The sequence below is a fragment of the Oceanicola sp. 502str15 genome, assembly GCF_024105635.1.
Lineage (GTDB): Bacteria > Pseudomonadota > Alphaproteobacteria > Rhodobacterales > Rhodobacteraceae > Vannielia.
In genome coordinates, this window is the sequence record NZ_WYDQ01000001.1 from 801,989 (window position 1) to 817,711 (window position 15,723).

Sequence of the window (15,723 nt, forward strand, 5' to 3'; positions counted from 1 at the left end):
ATGGCGACCGATTGCGAGCATTGCCCGCTGCACAAGAGATCCCTGTTCAAACAGCTTTCGGCCCGCGAATTGCAATTCATGAGTGAGTTCAAGGCCGGTGAGCTGACGGTTGAGCCGGGCACGCCGATCTTGATGGAAGGCTCCAACAGCCCCCAGCTTTACACCGCACTTCGTGGTATGGGCCTGCGCTACAAGCTGCTGGAAAGCGGCGAGCGCCAGGTGGTGAATTTCGTCTTTCCCGGCGACTTCCTCGGCCTTCAGGCCGCCGTGATGGGCGAGATGGGGCACTCGGTGGAGGCCAGCACCGCGATGACGCTCTGCGTCTTTGATCGCAACGCGCTTTGGGGGTTCTTCCGCTCTCACCCCGAGCGGGCCTTCGACGTGACCTGGATTGCCGCCGAAGAGGAGCACTTCATGGGCGAGGCCCTGCTGAGTGTCGGCCAACGCAACGCGGTTGAGGCGATTGCCTGGGCGCTGCTGAAGATGCACCAGCGCTGTGACGCCTTGGGAATGACGCGAAACGGCGAGATGATGATGCCCTACCGCCAGCAGGATCTTGCGGATGCGCTCGGCCTGTCGCTGGTACACACCAACAAGAGCCTCGCCAAGCTGCGGGAACGGCAATTGGCGACGTGGCGAGGCGGGCGGCTTACGCTGCATGACATTCCGACACTGCGCAAGATCGCCAAGCTCGATGACGAAGGCCCGCGTGTGCGCCCGTTGATGTGACGCAGGCCTCTTAGCGCATCGCTGCGCGAGCCGCCGAAAGCGCCTCGCGCAGCACCTCCCGATCTCCGATGTGATTGGCCAGCAGCAACACAAGCCGCGCGTTGAGCGCGGCGCTCTGGTCTTCACTGCAGCCTTCATGGGTGGCGATCAGCTCGGCATAGAAGCCGTCGGGATCGGCAATGTTCGGGTCGGTGTTGAGCATGAATCACTCCATCGCAAGGGCGTGGTGCAGGGCGGCGCGGAGCTCGTCCGCGCTGGCGGTGTGCCAGCGGGCGGCAACGTGCTGGTCCGGGCGGATGAGGTAGATGGCCTGAGAGGCATTCCCGAGGTATCGCTCGGCGAGGGGGCCAATTTGAGCGGTGACAGCCTGCACCGCGATGGCATCGGGCAAGTCTCCTGGCAATTCGGGCCCTTCGCAGTTGATACAGAGTAGCGTGAATCCCCCGGACGCGAGAAGCTCCAGCAGATAGCCATCGCCCAGCGGTGCATCGGGGCAGGGCGCCCCGGGACGGGAGCGCTCGGGGCCGCCGGGCAAAGCGTCGGCACCGTTCAGCGGGCCGTCATCGTAGACGCAGGGCAGCGACAGGCGGCCCGAGTTGACCAAGGGGCGGGCGAAAGGGTGATGCTCCGCGAGGTCGAGCACGGCGTTGCGGAACATGTGGCTGACCGGCGACTTCGGCGTGATGAAGTCGGTCGAGCGGGTGGAGTTCAGGATATTCTCATCGGCCCCGTGGCGGCGTTCGCTGCAATAGCTGTCGAGCAGGGCATCGGGCGCTTCGCCACGCAGCACCATGCCAAGCTTCCAGCCGAGGTTGTCGACATCCTGCATCCCCGAATTCGCCCCGCGCGCGCCGAAGGGGCTGACCTGATGGGCGGAGTCCCCGGCAAAGAGCACGCGGCCATGGCGGAACGCCTTCATCCGTCGGCATTGGAAGGTGTAGATCGAGGTCCAGACAATCTGATATTCAACCTCCGGGCCGAGCATCGCGTCGAGACGGCGGCGCACATTCTGCTCCTTCAGTTCCTCCTTGCGGTCCACATCCCAGCCGATCTGGAAATCCACGCGCCATTCACCATCGGGTTGCTTGTGCAGCAGGGTGGAGGCCCCGGCGCCATGGGCGGGCTCGAAGGAGAACCAGCGCTCGGTGGGGAAGGGGGCAGACATGGTGATGTCGGCGATGAGGAAGCTGTCCTGAAAAACCCGGCCTTCGAAGTCGAGCCCCATCAACTTACGGGTTGGCGAGCCGGCACCATCGCAGGCGACGACATAATCGGCCTCGATCTGGTAGGGGCCTTCGGGCGTGGCGATGTCGAGGGTGACATGGCCGGCCTGCGGGGTGATCCCCTCTAGCCGGTTGCGGCCCCGCAGGTCGATCCGAGCGCCGGCGGCATTGGCCTCGCGGACCCGCTCCACGAGGAACTTCTCGAAATAGGGCTGCTGGAGGTTGATGAAGGCCGGAAACTTGTGGCCCTCCTCGGGAAGCAGGTTGAACTCGAAGACCTTGCGATCTTCATGGAAGACCTTGCCGAGGTTCCAGACCACACCCTTTGCGAGCGCCGTCTCGCCCAGCCCGTAACGATCAGCGATCTCGAGGGTCCGCTTCGAAAAGCAGATGGCGCGAGAGCCCTGTCCCACGCCCTCGTGATCGTCGATCAGCACCACCGGCAGGCCCTGAAGCCCGAGATCAAGCGCCGTGGCCACGCCGATGGGACCGCCGCCGATCACGACAACCGGATGGCGCACCGGGGCGGGCGCGTCCTGATCGGCGCTTCGGGCATAGGGGTAGAGCCGGTGGGCGAGTTGGTAGCGATCCTGGATCATGGTGTCCTCCCTGCGGCGCGGCTCAGCCTTGCAGCGCCGCCCACATCTCCTTGTCGCGCTCGGCGGTCCAGATGCGGGGCGTGTCGATGCCCTGGGCCTCGTCGAAGGCGCGGGCGACGTTGAAGGGCAGGCAGTGCTCGTAGATCGCGTAATCGGCGAACTTGGGGTCGCAGGCGGCGCGTATGGCGTCCCAGGCTTCCTTAAGCGTGCCACCACGGGCGGCAACCTTGGCGGCGGGGGCGTAGGTGGAGGCGACGAAATCGCGGGTGTTCTCGATGGCGGCGTTGACCATCTCGGAGCCGATCAGCGCATCGCCCCGGCCCGGCGCGATGGCGTCGAGATCGTAGGCCTTGATGGCGTCGAGGGTCTTGCCCCAGTCGCCGAAGTGCCCGTCGCCGCAGTAGCAGGCGGAATGATATTCGACGATGTCGCCGGTGAACATGACGTTCTGGTCGGGCACGTGGATGACGATATCGCCTGCCGTATGGGCCCGGCCGAGCTGCATCAGGTCGACCCGGCGCTTGCCGAGGAATACGCTCATCTTGCCGGTGAAAGTGGTGGTGGGCCAGGTCAGGCCGGGGATGCTCTCATGGCCCTCGAAGAGGCGGGGGAAACGATCAAACTCGCTGTCCCAATCCTCCTGCCCGCGTTCGGCCACCATGGCGCGGGCGGTGTCGGACATGATGATCTGCTCGGCCCCGAAGGCGGAAGCGCCGAGGACGCGCACGGCGTGGTAATGGGTCAGCACCACATGGGAAATCGGCTTGTCGGTGACGCTCCGCACGCAGTCGATCACCTTGTTCGCAAGGCGCGGGGTGGCCTGGGCCTCGACGATCATCACGCTCTCGTCGCCGATGATGACGCCCGAGTTCGGGTCACCCTCGGCGGTGAAGGCATAGAGGCCCTCGCCGACTTCGGTGAAGCTGATTGTCTTTTCGCTCATGTCTCCGGCGGAGGCGAAGGCTTTGGCCATGGTGTGTTTCCTTTGGTCGTTGCGCCAGAGATACGAGGCCTCCGGCGGGAGTATTTTCAGCAAGAAAATGAGGTGGTTGGGCGATGGACCGGCGCGGCGGGATGTGCTTTGCTCGGGCCATGAAACGGGTGCATTACGGGTATTGGGTGGCGCTGGCCGTCACTGTTGCGATGGCGGCGGTGCTGCTGTGGTGGGGGCGCGAGCCGATCTGCAAGTGCGGGTATGTGAAGCTCTGGCATGGCACGGTGGTGTCGAGCGAGAACTCGCAGCACATCACCGACTGGTACACGCCGAGCCATATCATCCATGGGCTGCTGTTTTACGGCTTGCTCTGGCTGGTGGCGTGGAAGCTGCCGCTGGGCTGGCGCTTTGCGATTGCCACCGCGATCGAGGCGGGCTGGGAGCTGCTGGAGAACACCGACAGGGTGATCGAGCATTACCGCAGCGTGACGATCTCGCTCGATTACTATGGCGACTCCGTGCTGAACTCGGTCAGCGACATTGCCGCCATGTGGGTGGGCTTTGCGCTGGCGCGCAAGTTGCCGGTCTGGGCGAGCGTGGTGCTGGCGCTGGCCTTCGAGGCCTTCACCACATGGATGATCCGCGACGGGCTGGCGCTGAACGTGCTCATGCTGCTCTACCCGCTGGAGGCGGTGAAAGCCTGGCAGGGGGCGGGTTAGGGCCACTTGACCGCCCCGAGGATCTTGCCGGTGCAGGTGCCGAAACCGATCCGATAGCCGTCGCCCTCGGCGTGGCCTTCCAGCGTGAGCGTGTCGCCGTCTTCGATGAAGGTGCGGGTCTCGCCGGTGTCGAGCGTCAGCGGCTCCTTGCCGCCCCAGGAAACTTCGAGCAGCGAGCCGTAGCTGGACTTGTCGGCACCCGAGATGGTGCCGGAGCCGAGCAGGTCACCCGCCGTCATGGCGCAGCCCGAGGTGCTGTGGTGTGCGAGCTGCTGGGCGGCGGAGTAATACATTTCGCTGTAGTTGGTGTTGGAGAAGGTGGTGGCCGATGCCGCGCCTTCAGGCTGGATGGCCGCCGAGAGCTTGATATCGAAGAGGCCCGGGCGCGGCTCTTCGAGGTAGGGCAGCAGTGGCTTCTCGCGCTGGGGCGTGGAGGTGCGGAAGGGCTCCAGCGCGGCGGTGGTCACGATCCATGGGCTGATCGAGGTGGCGAAGGCCTTGGCCTGAAACGGGCCGAGGGGTTGGTATTCCCAGGCCTGGATATCGCGGGCGGACCAGTCGTTGAGCAGGACGTAGCCGAAGATCATCTTCTCGGCCTCGGCGACCGTTACGGGCTGGCCCATCTCGGTGGAGGTGCCGACAACGGCGCCCATTTCCAGCTCGATATCGAGCCGTTTGCACGGGCCGAAGGAGGGTGCATCGGCATCCGGCGCTTTCAGCTGGCCGTTGGGGCGGTGAATGTCGGTGCCCGAGACGACCACGGTGGAGGCGCGGCCGTTGTAGCCGATGGGGATGTGCAGCCAGTTGGGCGGTAGGGCGTTTTCGGCGCCGCGAAACATGGTGCCGACATTGGTGGCGTGCTGCTTTCCGGCATAGAAGTCGGTGTATTCGGAGACGAGGAAGGGCATGTGAAGCTCGGCCTCGGACATGGGAACCAGCAGGGGCTGGACCACGCTGGCCTTGGCAGCGCCCTCCGCGAGCAGTTCGGTGAGCGCGGCGCGCAGCTCGCCCCAGGCCTTGGGGCCAAGCTCCATGACCTCGTTCCAGAACGGCAGATCGAAGACCGGCACGTCGGAGAGCGTCACCAGCCCGGCCTCTTCGGCGGCGGCCATGTCGAGGATCATGTCACCGATGGCAACGCCGCAGCGCGGCTCTTCATCGCCGGTGGAGAACACGCCGTAGGGCAGGTTGTTGAGGGGGAAGGGGTGGTTTTCGGCGTTGGCCGAAGTGACCCAGGATTTCATCAGGGGCATTGTATTTCCTTGTGGCAAGGTGGGGTGGCAACCACGCTAGCTCATTTGGTTCCGGGGGTTCCGTCGAACTTCTTCTCCAGGCTCACCCAGCAGTCGATGTAGTTGTCCTGCAGCGGGGCCTCATTGGCGGCAAAGGCCGTGAGGTGCTGGGGGAAGCGGGTTTCGAACATGAAGCTCATGGTGTTGTCGAGCTTGTGGGCCTTGAGGTCGGCGTTGGAGGCGCCCTCGAAGGCGTCTCGGTCGGGGCCGTGGGGGAGCATCATGTTGTGCAGGCTCATGCCGCCGGGGACGAAGCCCTGCGGCTTGGCATCATACTGGCCGTAGATGTTGCCCATCAGCTCGGACATGATGTTCTTGTGATACCATGGCGGGCGGAAGGTGTTTTCGGCCACCATCCAGCGCTCGCGGAACAGGACGAAGTCGATGTTGGCGGTGCCGGGCACGCCCGAGGGGGCCGTCAGGACGGTGAAGATCGACGGGTCCGGGTGGTCGAAAAGCACTGCGCCGACGGGGCAATATGTTTTGAGATCATACTTGTAGGGCGCGTAGTTGCCGTGCCAGGCCACCACGTCGAGCGGGCTTTGGTTGATCTGCGTCTCATGGAACTGGCCGCACCATTTGATGGTGAGGGTGGAGGGCACTTCGCGGTCTTCGAAGGCGGCCACGGGGGCCTTGAAGTCGCGCGGGTTGGCGAGGCAGTTGGCGCCGATCGGGCCGCGGGCGGGCAGCTCGAACTTCTGGCCGTAGTTCTCGCAGACGAAACCGCGGGCCGGGCCTTCGAGCACTTCGACCCGGTAGACGAGGCCACGGGGGAGGATGGCGATCTCCTGAGGGGCCAGGTCGATCACGCCCAGCTCGGTGGCGAAGCGCAGCTTGCCCTCCTGGGGGACGACCAGCAGCTCGCTGTCGGCGCTATAGAAATAGGCGTCTTCCATGGAGGCAGTGACGAGATAGATGTGGCTCGCCATGCCCACCTGCGTGTTCACGTCGCCCGCCGTGGTCATGGTGCGCATGCCGGTAAGCCATGTGAGCGGTTCTTCTGAGTGCGGCACGGGATCCCAGCGGTATTGGCCGAGGGAGGTGACGTTATCGACCACGTTGGGGGCGGAGACCCAGTAGGGCAGGTCGATCCGCTCGTAGCGGTGGGAGTGCTTGACCGAGGGGCGAATGCGGTAGGTCCACGTCCGCTCAGGCGGGTTGGCGGTGAAGGCGGTGCCGGAGAGCTGCTCGCCGTAGAGGCCGTAGTTGCACTTTTGCGGGCTGTTCATGCCCTGCGGCAGCGCGCCGGGCAGGGCCTCGGTTTCAAAATCATTGGCGAAGCCGGGCATGTAGCCGGGCGTGGTGCCGATGTGGCTCGGGGCCTGGGTGAGGCCTGCGGGCTTGGATTGATCGTTCATGGCGCGTCCTCCTTGGCGTGGTGATAATAGTTGAAAATGTAACTAACAAGGGGCATCACAGGGGTATGAGCTTTGATCTGACAAATTTTCTACCCTACCTGCTGAACCAGGCCGCCGAGGCTGCGAGCCTTGATTTTCAACGGGAATACAAGGCCCGCTACGGGATGCTGCGCACCGAATGGCGGGTGCTGTTTCATCTCGGGCGCTATGGCGACATGTCGGCGCGCGACATCGTCGAGCGGGCGATGATTCACAAAACCAAGGTAAGCCGGGCGGTGGCCGCTTTGGAGGCGCGGCGGTTTTTGACGCGGGAAGGCGTGGAGGAGGATCGGCGGCGGGAGGTGCTTTCGCTCACGGCGCAGGGGCGGGAGGCCTTTGGGGTGCTGACCGGCTTGGCCGAGACCCATGACGCGGGGTTGCTGAAGGGGGTTTCGGCGGAGGATGCGGCGGTGGTGCGGCGGGTGCTGCGCCAGATAGCGGGGCTTTAGGGACCTTCAGGCCGTGCTCGGCCCTCGGCCAGATGCGCGTGTGCTTTCGCGTATTCGTCCAGCTTTTCCGCCACTTGCGGGGCCGGCGGGGCGGAGCGCCTTGTGGCCATGTCGATGTGCAGCAAGAGCTGGGTGCAGGTGGCGGAGAGGGTTTCGCCAACCCACATCTCGTGGTGCATCCGCAGCTTCTTGCCCTCGGCCAGCAGAACCGTGGTGCGCACCTCGCAGGCCTGCCCGGCGTGAACCTCGGCCAGATAGCGGATGTGATTGTCGACGGTGAACCAGCTGGCGCCCTGCGCGCCGGGGCTGTCGGGGCCCATGCCGATGGCGACGAGGATGGTGTCGCCCGCGTCCGACCAGAGCTGGCCGTAGCGGCTTTCGTTCATGTGGCCGTTGTAGTCTGTCCAGTCGATCGGGATGGTGCGGCGCAGGGTGACGAGCGGCTCGGGGCCGGGGGGCGGAGGCGGCGGCGCTAGGGATTTATCGTGCGTGTTCAGGTGCTTGCCTGCCGCGGTGCCCTGTTGCTTGAGGGCACGAAGGAGGGCGACGAGGTTGTTGTCGCGCTGGGTGGTCAGCTCGGCGGTGCTGAGGTGGCCGGATTGGGCGTCGGACTGGTTGGCGATCTTTGCGACCAGTTCGGCGTCGAGGTCGGGCACCTCGGTGAGGTGGCTCCAGGGCCACTTGAGCGCCGGGCCGAACTGGGCGAGGAACTGGGCAAAGCCGCCATCGCCGCCGCCGAGGCGGTAGGTTTCAAACAGGCCCATTTGCGCCCATCGCAGGCCGAAGCCCATGCGGATCGCCTCGTCGATCTGCTCGGTGGTGGCGATGCCGTCCTTGACCAGCCAGAGCGCCTCGCGCCAGAGGGATTCGAGCAGGCGATCGGCGATGTGGCCGTCGATTTCGGCTGCGATCTCAAGGGGATACATGCCGATGCTCCGCAGGGTCCGGGCCGCGGCAGCGGTATCTTGTCCGACCAGCTCGACCAGCGGGAGCAGGTAGACCGGGTTGAAGGGATGGGCGACGAGAATGCGGCCCTGCCCGCCGTTGAGCGCGGTGGGGGTGAAGCCGGAGGTGGAGGAGGCGAGGATGGCCGCGGCGGGCGCCTTCGCGAGCACGCGGCCCCAGATTTCATGTTTGAGATCAAGGCGTTCGGGGGCGCTTTCCTGCACCCATGACGCGCCGTCGACGGCGGCTTCGAGCGAGGTCATCTCGAGCTTGCCCTCGGGCGGCAGGGCGACCTCGGAGAGCATGGGCAGGCAGCGGCGGGCGGCCTGCAGCGTGGCGCTCAGCCGGGCCTCGGCGCCGGGAGCGGGGTCGTGCACGGCGACATGCCACCCGGCGAGCAGAAAGCGGGCGGCCCAGCCTGCGCCGATGACGCCAGTGCCGAGGATGGCCGCCTTGGGCGCGTCGCTCACGGACACTTGGTGAAATGGGTCATGAACCCGTCATCCCACCAGAACAGCGTGGTGTCGTTTTCGACCATGAAGATCGCGTCGATCTCGTAGGCCTCGCCTTCGCCCATGCAGGACATGTTCACATCCCAGGAGTCTCCGGCGGCAAGCGGTGCGGCTGAGATAATGTCGCAGCCGTTTTCGTAGCCCATGAACTCGGTGTCCGCGAGGTAGATCGGCGCCTGTTCCTGCTCGCCGGTCGTGCCCGAGCACCAGGCCGGATCGGCGGCCCAATAACCGGCCCATGGTGGAATTTCGGCGGCGGCGGGCGTGGCGAGGCAGGCGAGGGCGACAAACGCGGGAAACTTGCGGGTCATGAGCAATATCTCCGAAAGAGTTTAAATTCGGTTTAAATGGGTGATCTCTTCACCAGGCCGAGGCTATCGCGCATTTCGCCAGCCGTCATCACCCGGGCCCCGAGGCTTTCGACAATGGTGACGGCGCGCTCGACGAGCTGGGCGTTGGTGGCGAGTTCTCCGCGCGAAATCATCAGGTTGTCTTCCAGACCGACGCGCACGTGGCCGCCGGCCAGCACGGCGGCGGCGACATAGGGCATCTGATCGCGGCCAAGCGAGAAGGCGGAAAAGGTCCAGCCTTCGGGGATGCCGGCGACCATGGCGTTGAAGGTGGTCAGATCGTTCGGGGCACCCCACGGCACGCCCATGCAGAGCTGCACGAGGGCGGGGGCGAGCATTGCGCCCTCATCGACGAGCTGGCGGGCGAGCCAGAGGTGGCCGGTGTCGAAGGCCTCGATCTCGGGCTTCACGCCGAGGGCGGTCATGGCGCGGGCCATTTCGCGCAGCATGCCGGGCGTGTTGGTCATGACGTAGTCGTTTTCGGCAAAGTTCATGGTGCCGCAGTCGAGGGTGCAGATCTCTGGCAGGCAGTCGGCCACGTGGGCGACGCGCTCCTCGGCGGAGAGGACGGTGGATTTTTGTGAGATCGGAAGGGGTTGCGAGGGCGGGCCGAAGAAGACATCGCCGCCGAAACCGCAGGTGAGGTTGATCACGAGGTCGGGCTCGAGGTCGCGGATGCGCTCGACGGTTTCGCGGAAGAGGGCGAGGTCGTGGGAGGGCACGCCGGTTTCGGGGTCGCGCACGTGGACGTGGACGCAGGCGGCTCCGGCGAGGGCGGCGTCGCGGGCGGCTTCAGCGATCTGCTTCGGGGAGCGGGGGATGTGCGGGGACCGGTCCTGGGTGCCGCCTGCGCCGGTGAGGGCGCAGGTGACGAAGACCTCGCGGGACATGTTCAACGGCATCGGTTCCTCCCTTTTTGAGGGAGGTTAGGGGGGATGCCGCTGCCGCGCAATCGTGCTTTGGCTTACTTCAGGCAGGTCGCGTAAGTCTCTGCGATTGCTTGGAGAAGTTTGCCGTAGTGGTCGGGCCCCGGGGCGATGTCGCGCCCGAGCGGGTCGAGTGGATGGGCGGTGAGGCCGGTGCCTTCGGTGAGGGTGGCAACGGTGGCGGCGGAGGTTTCGGGCTCGGTAATGAGGCAGGTGACGCCCTCTTCGGCGGCGTGGCGGACCTCTTCCATGGCGCGGGGGCCGGCGGCGGTGGCGTCGATGCCGGTGAGGGCATGGGCGGGGGTGAGGTGGAAGCGGCTTTCGAAGTAGGCGAAGGCGCGGTGGGTGGCGAGATATTCGCGACCCTCGAACGGGGCGAGGGTGGCGGTGATCTCGGCGGACTGGGTGGCGAGGCTTTCGGCGGCACGGGTGGCGTTGGCGCTGTAAGCCTCTGCGTTTGCGGGGTCTTTCTCGGAGAGGGCGGCGGCGATCAGGGGCAGCCAGGCCTGGGCGTTGGCCGGGTCGAGCCAGACGTGGGGGTCTTCGGGGCCGTGGTCGTGGTGGTCCTCGGCGCGGTCTTCATGGGCTTCATGGTCGTCATGATCGGCGTGCCCTTCCTCGCCGTCATGGTGGTGGGCCTCGGCCTCGGCGCTGTCGATGACGAGGGTTTCGGGCTGCTCCATGAGGGCGATGATGCGGGCGTTTTCACCAAGGGTTTCGAAGGGTTTTGCGAGGCCGGGCGACATTGCCGGGCCGATCCAGAAGATCAGGTCGGCGTCTTGCGCCGCACTGGCCTGGGAGGGGCGGAGCGAGAGGTCGTGGCCGGAGGTGGCGCGGTCGAGGAGGAGGGTGGGGGCGCCGATGCCCTCCATCACCTGGGCGACGAGGGAATGGACCGGCGGGAGGTCTGCCAGCACCTTGGGTTCCGCGAGGGCGGGGGTGGCGGCGAGGAGGGCGAGGAGGGATGGGGCAAGGCGCATGGCAGTCTCCGATGTGAGTCGGAGGTGGTGTAAATGTGATGTTATAACATTGCAAGTGCTTGCAGATGGGTTAACGGCGTGACCGGGTGAGGATCGCGCCGTAACATCTTGTTTTGTCAGCCTTCCAGCACCACGAGCGCGTGACGCTTCTTGCCGGCGGAAAGCTTGACCGGCGAGGCAAGCGCGGCGGCGTCGAGCATCAGGCCCGCATCTGTGAGCGGCGCGTCGTCGATCCTTGCGCCATTGTCGGCGATCAGGCGCTTGGCTTCCTTGCCGGTTTTGGCGAGGCCCGAGCGGGTGATGAGCTGCACCACCGAGATGCCATCGGCCACTTCGGCGGCGGTGACGGTGAGGGTTGGCAGGTCGTCGCCGACGCCGCCCTTCTCGAAAACCTCGCGCGCGGTGGCTTCTGCTGCACTTGCAGCATCGGCGCCGTGGCAGAGGGTCGTGACCTCGTTGGCGAGCCGGATCTTGGCGTCGTTGATCTCGGAGCCTTCTAGCGCACCGAGCCTTTCGCATTCGTCAACGGGCAGCTCCGTGTAGAGCTTTAGGAAGCGGCCCACGTCGGCGTCGGTGGTGTTGCGCCAGAACTGCCAGAACTCGTAGGGCGCGCACATGTCGGCGTTGAGCCAGATCGCGCCATTGGCCGATTTGCCCATTTTCTTGCCGTCCGAGGTGGTCAGCAGGGGCGAGGTGAGGCCGAAGATCTGCTGGTCGATGACGCGGCGGGTGAGGTCGATGCCGTTGACGATGTTGCCCCACTGGTCGCTTCCGCCGAACTGCACGAGGCAGCCGTAGCGGCGGTTGAGCTCGAGGAAATCGTAGGCCTGCAGGATCATGTAGTTGAATTCGAGGAAGCTCAGGCTTTGCTCGCGGTCGAGCCGGGACTTGACGCTCTCGAAGGAGAGCATCCGGTTGACCGAGAAGTGGCGGCCGATATCGCGCAGGAATTCCAGGTAGTTGAGGCCATCAAGCCATTCGGCGTTGTTGAGCATGAGGGCCGGAGTTTCGGCCTCGTAATCGAGGTATTTCGCAAACACCTGCTTGATGCCGGCGATGTTGTCGTCGATCTGCTCGGGCGTCAGCAGGGGGCGCTCATCGGCTCGGAAAGACGGGTCGCCCACCTTGGTGGTGCCGCCGCCCATGAGGGTGATCGGCTGGTGGCCGGTCTTCTGGAGCCAACGGAGCATCATGATCTGGATGAGCGAGCCGACGTGCAGCGATTTTGCCGTGGCGTCGAAGCCGATATAACCCGGGACCACGCCTGCAACCAGTGCTTCGTCAAGGCCTTGATAGTCGGTGCAATCCGCCAGGAAGCCTCGCTCTATCATCACGGCCATGAAGTCCGATTTGGGGTGGTAGGTCATCGCTCTTTTCCATGTTGCGAAGGGTTGTGAGCCCCCCTCATACTGGCAGGCAGGCAAGAGGGGAAGGCCATGTTGAAAAAGGGCCATGTGCGGGCGCTGGGGGCGATGAGCGGCACCTCGCTTGACGGGGTGGACGCGGCGGTGATCGAGACCGACGGGGTGGAGATTTTTGGCTTCGGGCCAAGCGGTTACCGGGAATACTCGGGGCCGGAAGCGCGCAGCCTGAAGGCGGCGCTGGGGCGCTGGCCGGGGGAGCCGGGCGTGGCGGAGGCGGCAGAGGTGGCGGAGACCGCCCATGTGGTGCTGCTGGAAGAATTCATCGAGGATGTTGATATCGTTGGCTTTCATGGCCAGACGCTGGCCCATGAGCCGGGCGGGCGCGGGACGCATCAGGCTGGGGACGGGCGGGTGCTGGCGGAGGCCCTGAGCCGGCCCGTGGTTTGGGATTTTCGCAGCAACGATGTGGAGATGGGCGGGCAGGGTGCGCCGCTGGCCCCGGCCTATCACCACGCGCTGGCGCGGTTCATCAGGGCCGACAAGCCCTTGGTTTTCCTCAACCTTGGGGGGGTCGGCAATGTGACCTGGATCGACCCTGGCAAAGGGCCGGAGGCGATGCTGGCCTTTGACACCGGGCCGGCGAATGCGCCGTTGAACGACCTCATGGGTGCACGGCGCGGCCTGCCCTATGACGAGGGCGGGGCACTGGCGGCGGAGGGGGCGGTGGATGAGGCGGTATTGGCGCGGTTTGCCGAGCATCGCTACTTCTTCAAGCTGCCGCCGAAGTCTCTGGACCGGGACGATTTTGCCGCGCTTTCCCAAGAGGTTGCGGGGCTTTCCGATGCCGATGCGGCGGCCACCCTGACGGCGGCGGTGGCGGCTTCGGTGGCCTTGGCGCAGCAGCATTTTCCGGCCCCTCCCGCGCGGGTTCTCGTTACCGGGGGCGGGCGGAAGAACCCGGTGATGATGGCAATGATCGCGGAAGGCCTGGGCTGCCCTGTGGAGCCGGTGGAGGCAGTGGGGCTGGACGGAGATATGCTGGAAGCTCAAGCCTTTGCCTACCTTGCGGTGCGCGTGGCCAAGGGTCTGCCGACCTCCTGGCCGGGCACAACAGGGGTGCGGGCGGCAGTGGGCGGCGGGGTGATTTCGGAGCCTTCGGGGGGCTTTGCATGAATGCCGTTGCGCCGCGCTGCGGCGGGGCGTTAACCGCAATGATGTCACAGGCACATCGCGTGCACATCCTGTACACACCCTGTGCATACGGCATTTTTGCAAGACGAGCGGTCGTTAACCGACCGCACGCCGACGCCCTTGCAAGACCGGCCCCGAATTGATGACGGCATTCGTCACGTGACCCCGGGCGGGGCGCTCGGATAGCTCTCTTTCCAAGGTAACGGACCTGGACGAAAGGAGACGGATGATGCGAGTTCTTGGAACCATTCTGGCGGTGCTGGCCGCCTGCGGCACGCTGGCCGGCGAGGCGGGCGCGGCCCCTGTGGCGAGCGCAAAGAGCCACGGCTATCGCGGCGAGGATGCGGCGAAGTACCAGCGGCTGGTTGGCGAATACGCCCGGCAGAGCTGCAAGGCGCTCGCGCGGGAATACTCGAAGGCCGCCAAGCTGGCGGGCAAGCGCGAGAAGGGCACCGGGCTTCAGGTGGTGGGCGCGCTCATCGGGCGGGGCAAGGCTGCCGGCGTGGCCGCCGAGATTGGCGGCAACGTGGTGAAGGATGCGGCGTTGCGGCGGGATGCGGCGAAGTCGGTTTACACGGCAAAGCGCTGCCGCTGAGGCGTTGGCGTGCAGTCATGTCGCCCGAGTGGTCTGCGGCGGCTGTGAGGGCAGCTCCGCGAGAAGGCGGCATAGCCGGGGTTCACCTGCTGGAGGTGGGCCCGGGTTTTTTTGTGCGGATGAGGGGCCGGGCGTGACCCGGCGGCCTAGCTGCCGGGGATGTCGAAGCCGGGCGGGGCGAGGGTGAAGCCCTCGAAGGAAAAGCCGGGGGAGACGGTGCAGCCGACCAGCGCCCAGCCCTCGGGTGCCGCCTGCGCGGCCTGCCAGTGGTCCTTGGGGACGATGATCTGGGGGCTCTGGCCTGCGGCGAGATCGGGGCCGAGGGTGTGGGTGGTGGCGGGGCCGTGCTCGGAGGGCGACAGGCGCAGGGTGAGGGGGCTGCCGGCGTAGAAGTGCCAGATTTCGGTGGCGTCGACCCGGTGCCAGTGCGAGCGCTCGCCGGATTTGAGCAGGAAGTAGATGCAGGTGCCTGCGGGACGGCCCGAGGCGGGCTGCTCGACCCAGGTTTGGCGGTAGTGGCCGCCCTCGGGGTGGGGCGAGAGGGCGAGCTGGGCGATGAGGGTGTCGGCGTTCATGCGGGCAGGCTAGCCCCGGGCGGACGCGAGGAAAAGGCCGCGCCGGGGGAGCGGAAGGCGGGACAAGTCCCGCCCTACGCAGGTCAGCCGTCGATCGCGGTGCCCATGATGGCGAGGCTTTGCTGGTAGACGGTGGCGGCGTTCCACTCTTTCAGCACGCGGTAGTTGCGGGTGCCCTCGCCGTAGGGCTGCCCCGGCTGCCATCCCTTGGCGCGCAGGTAGTTGGCGGTGGAGGCCAGCGCGTCGGAGGGGTTGTTGAGGTCGAGCCGCCCGTCGCCGTTGCCGTCGACGCCGTATTTCAGGGCGTTGCCGGGCAGGAACTGGGTGTGGCCCAATTCGCCGTGCTTGGCGCCGATGGCATTGGGCGACATGATCCCGCGGTCGATCATCTGGAGCGCGGCGATGGCGTGGGGCAGGAAGAAGGCCGGGCGGCGGCAGTCGTAGGCCAGCGTGACGGTGGCGTTGAGCACGTTGCTGTCGCCCATGAAGTTGCCGAAGCCGGTTTCCATCCCGTGGATCGCGATGATGACGCCGGCGGGCACGCCGAAGCGCTGCTCGAGCCCGTTGTAGTAATTGGCATTGCGGGCGCGGCGCTTTTTGCCCTGGGCGATGATGGTGTTGGAGCCGCGGATCTGCATGAACTTCTGCAGCGAGTACTTGAAGCTCTTCTGGTTGCGGTCGGCGGCGATGGTGCGCTGCGCGTAGCTGGTTTGGGCCAGGGCCTGGAGGCCACGCTGGCCGACGCCGTTCTGCTTGGCGAGCTGTGCGAAATCGGCCTTCCAGGCATCGAAGCCGCTGGCGCTGTTGCCGCAGCCGATGGCCATGGCCGCGGCGGGCGTGAGGGCGAGGAGGGCGGATGTGAGGAGGGATTTGAGCATGGGTAACATCTCGGTAAAATGAACTTTCCGACAGGGTAAAGGGGCGGCGGGGAATGGCCAAGTCA

At 65.9% G+C, this 15,723-nt stretch carries 17 protein-coding genes; 5 read left to right on the forward strand and 12 right to left on the reverse strand.

The window, feature by feature from the left end:
- A complete protein-coding gene (locus GTH22_RS03805; protein WP_252943308.1) occupies window positions 1-729 on the forward strand; it encodes a Crp/Fnr family transcriptional regulator in 729 nt (242 codons plus the stop codon).
- A gap of 10 nt (window positions 730-739) precedes the next feature.
- On the opposite strand, the gene GTH22_RS03810 is transcribed toward GTH22_RS03805, so the two are convergent.
- From GTH22_RS03810 to GTH22_RS03820, 3 genes are read right to left on the reverse strand one after another with little or no spacing between them, the layout of a single operon-like run.
- Window positions 740-931 (reverse strand): DUF2783 domain-containing protein, encoded by a 192-nt coding sequence (locus GTH22_RS03810; protein WP_252943309.1) that lies wholly within the window; start codon window positions 929-931, stop codon window positions 740-742.
- A gap of 3 nt (window positions 932-934) precedes the next feature.
- Window positions 935-2,551 carry an FAD-dependent oxidoreductase gene (locus GTH22_RS03815; protein ID WP_252943311.1) on the reverse strand — a complete coding sequence of 539 codons (1,617 nt, stop codon included), beginning with the start codon at window positions 2,549-2,551 and terminating at the stop codon, window positions 935-937.
- Window positions 2,552-2,573: 22 nt separating this feature from the next.
- Window positions 2,574-3,524, reverse strand: coding sequence for an MBL fold metallo-hydrolase (locus GTH22_RS03820; RefSeq protein WP_252943312.1), 951 nt, complete (start codon window positions 3,522-3,524; stop codon window positions 2,574-2,576).
- Window positions 3,525-3,643: 119 nt separating this feature from the next.
- Here GTH22_RS03820 and GTH22_RS03825 point away from each other — a divergent pair, with 119 nt between their 5' ends.
- Window positions 3,644-4,204, forward strand: a complete 561-nt coding sequence (locus GTH22_RS03825; protein WP_252943313.1) for a DUF2585 domain-containing protein — start codon at window positions 3,644-3,646, stop codon at window positions 4,202-4,204.
- On the opposite strand, the gene fahA is transcribed toward GTH22_RS03825, so the two are convergent.
- Together fahA and hmgA are read right to left on the reverse strand one after the other, a co-directional pair.
- Complete coding sequence (gene fahA, locus GTH22_RS03830; protein WP_252943314.1) at window positions 4,201-5,457, reverse strand: fumarylacetoacetase; 1,257 nt, start codon at window positions 5,455-5,457, stop codon at window positions 4,201-4,203. The two genes, GTH22_RS03825 and fahA, sit on opposite strands and share 4 nt — an antisense overlap.
- Before the next feature lie 41 nt (window positions 5,458-5,498).
- Window positions 5,499-6,854 carry a homogentisate 1,2-dioxygenase gene (gene hmgA, locus GTH22_RS03835; RefSeq protein ID WP_252943315.1) on the reverse strand — a complete coding sequence of 452 codons (1,356 nt, stop codon included), beginning with the start codon at window positions 6,852-6,854 and terminating at the stop codon, window positions 5,499-5,501.
- A gap of 65 nt (window positions 6,855-6,919) precedes the next feature.
- Between hmgA and GTH22_RS03840 the strand changes: the two genes are divergently transcribed.
- Window positions 6,920-7,342, forward strand: a complete 423-nt coding sequence (locus tag GTH22_RS03840) for a MarR family winged helix-turn-helix transcriptional regulator (protein WP_252943316.1) — start codon at window positions 6,920-6,922, stop codon at window positions 7,340-7,342.
- Here GTH22_RS03840 and GTH22_RS03845 read toward each other — a convergent pair.
- The 5 genes from GTH22_RS03845 to tyrS all read right to left on the reverse strand — a co-directional run bounded on the left by GTH22_RS03845 (window position 7,339) and on the right by tyrS (window position 12,422).
- A complete protein-coding gene (locus GTH22_RS03845) occupies window positions 7,339-8,757 on the reverse strand; it encodes a 3-hydroxyacyl-CoA dehydrogenase NAD-binding domain-containing protein (protein WP_252943317.1) in 1,419 nt (472 codons plus the stop codon). The two genes, GTH22_RS03840 and GTH22_RS03845, sit on opposite strands and share 4 nt — an antisense overlap.
- Window positions 8,754-9,110 carry a hypothetical protein gene (locus GTH22_RS03850; RefSeq protein WP_252943318.1) on the reverse strand — a complete coding sequence of 119 codons (357 nt, stop codon included), beginning with the start codon at window positions 9,108-9,110 and terminating at the stop codon, window positions 8,754-8,756. The genes GTH22_RS03845 and GTH22_RS03850 overlap by 4 nt, the downstream gene beginning before the upstream one ends.
- Before the next feature lie 32 nt (window positions 9,111-9,142).
- Window positions 9,143-10,051 carry a 3-keto-5-aminohexanoate cleavage protein gene (locus GTH22_RS03855; RefSeq protein ID WP_252943319.1) on the reverse strand — a complete coding sequence of 303 codons (909 nt, stop codon included), beginning with the start codon at window positions 10,049-10,051 and terminating at the stop codon, window positions 9,143-9,145.
- A gap of 62 nt (window positions 10,052-10,113) precedes the next feature.
- Entirely contained in the window at window positions 10,114-11,055 is a 942-nt protein-coding gene (locus tag GTH22_RS03860) for a zinc ABC transporter substrate-binding protein (RefSeq protein ID WP_252943321.1), read from the reverse strand.
- 116 nt (window positions 11,056-11,171) lie between these two features.
- Window positions 11,172-12,422, reverse strand: a complete 1,251-nt coding sequence (tyrS, locus tag GTH22_RS03865) for a tyrosine--tRNA ligase (protein ID WP_252943323.1) — start codon at window positions 12,420-12,422, stop codon at window positions 11,172-11,174.
- A gap of 69 nt (window positions 12,423-12,491) precedes the next feature.
- On the opposite strand from tyrS, the gene GTH22_RS03870 reads away from it, so the two are divergent.
- On the forward strand, window positions 12,492-13,592 hold the full coding sequence (locus GTH22_RS03870) for an anhydro-N-acetylmuramic acid kinase (protein ID WP_252943324.1): 1,101 nt from the start codon (window positions 12,492-12,494) through the stop codon (window positions 13,590-13,592).
- 247 nt (window positions 13,593-13,839) lie between these two features.
- On the forward strand, window positions 13,840-14,205 hold the full coding sequence (locus GTH22_RS03875) for a hypothetical protein (RefSeq protein ID WP_252943326.1): 366 nt from the start codon (window positions 13,840-13,842) through the stop codon (window positions 14,203-14,205).
- Between the two features lie 146 nt (window positions 14,206-14,351).
- On the opposite strand, the gene GTH22_RS03880 is transcribed toward GTH22_RS03875, so the two are convergent.
- Both GTH22_RS03880 and GTH22_RS03885 read right to left on the reverse strand, forming a co-directional pair.
- Window positions 14,352-14,780 carry a cupin domain-containing protein gene (locus GTH22_RS03880; RefSeq protein ID WP_252943328.1) on the reverse strand — a complete coding sequence of 143 codons (429 nt, stop codon included), beginning with the start codon at window positions 14,778-14,780 and terminating at the stop codon, window positions 14,352-14,354.
- 83 nt (window positions 14,781-14,863) lie between these two features.
- Complete coding sequence (locus GTH22_RS03885; protein WP_252943330.1) at window positions 14,864-15,658, reverse strand: lytic transglycosylase domain-containing protein; 795 nt, start codon at window positions 15,656-15,658, stop codon at window positions 14,864-14,866.
- Window positions 15,659-15,723: the final 65 nt, after the last annotated feature.

What these genes read in the sequence shown, in the direction of transcription:
- GTH22_RS03805 (WP_252943308.1), top strand. Translation starts at nt 1, where the DNA reads ATGGCGACCGATTGCGAGCATTGCCCGCTGCACAAGAGATCCCTGTTC.
- GTH22_RS03810 (WP_252943309.1), bottom strand. Translation starts at nt 931, where the DNA reads ATGCTCAACACCGACCCGAACATTGCCGATCCCGACGGCTTCTATGCC.
- GTH22_RS03815 (WP_252943311.1), bottom strand. Translation starts at nt 2,551, where the DNA reads ATGATCCAGGATCGCTACCAACTCGCCCACCGGCTCTACCCCTATGCC.
- GTH22_RS03820 (WP_252943312.1), bottom strand. Translation starts at nt 3,524, where the DNA reads ATGGCCAAAGCCTTCGCCTCCGCCGGAGACATGAGCGAAAAGACAATC.
- GTH22_RS03825 (WP_252943313.1), top strand. Translation starts at nt 3,644, where the DNA reads ATGAAACGGGTGCATTACGGGTATTGGGTGGCGCTGGCCGTCACTGTT.
- fahA (WP_252943314.1), bottom strand. Translation starts at nt 5,457, where the DNA reads ATGCCCCTGATGAAATCCTGGGTCACTTCGGCCAACGCCGAAAACCAC.
- hmgA (WP_252943315.1), bottom strand. Translation starts at nt 6,854, where the DNA reads ATGAACGATCAATCCAAGCCCGCAGGCCTCACCCAGGCCCCGAGCCAC.
- GTH22_RS03840 (WP_252943316.1), top strand. Translation starts at nt 6,920, where the DNA reads ATGAGCTTTGATCTGACAAATTTTCTACCCTACCTGCTGAACCAGGCC.
- GTH22_RS03850 (WP_252943318.1), bottom strand. Translation starts at nt 9,110, where the DNA reads ATGACCCGCAAGTTTCCCGCGTTTGTCGCCCTCGCCTGCCTCGCCACG.
- GTH22_RS03855 (WP_252943319.1), bottom strand. Translation starts at nt 10,051, where the DNA reads ATGCCGTTGAACATGTCCCGCGAGGTCTTCGTCACCTGCGCCCTCACC.
- GTH22_RS03860 (WP_252943321.1), bottom strand. Translation starts at nt 11,055, where the DNA reads ATGCGCCTTGCCCCATCCCTCCTCGCCCTCCTCGCCGCCACCCCCGCC.
- tyrS (WP_252943323.1), bottom strand. Translation starts at nt 12,422, where the DNA reads ATGACCTACCACCCCAAATCGGACTTCATGGCCGTGATGATAGAGCGA.
- GTH22_RS03870 (WP_252943324.1), top strand. Translation starts at nt 12,492, where the DNA reads ATGTTGAAAAAGGGCCATGTGCGGGCGCTGGGGGCGATGAGCGGCACC.
- GTH22_RS03875 (WP_252943326.1), top strand. Translation starts at nt 13,840, where the DNA reads ATGCGAGTTCTTGGAACCATTCTGGCGGTGCTGGCCGCCTGCGGCACG.
- GTH22_RS03880 (WP_252943328.1), bottom strand. Translation starts at nt 14,780, where the DNA reads ATGAACGCCGACACCCTCATCGCCCAGCTCGCCCTCTCGCCCCACCCC.
- GTH22_RS03885 (WP_252943330.1), bottom strand. Translation starts at nt 15,658, where the DNA reads ATGCTCAAATCCCTCCTCACATCCGCCCTCCTCGCCCTCACGCCCGCC.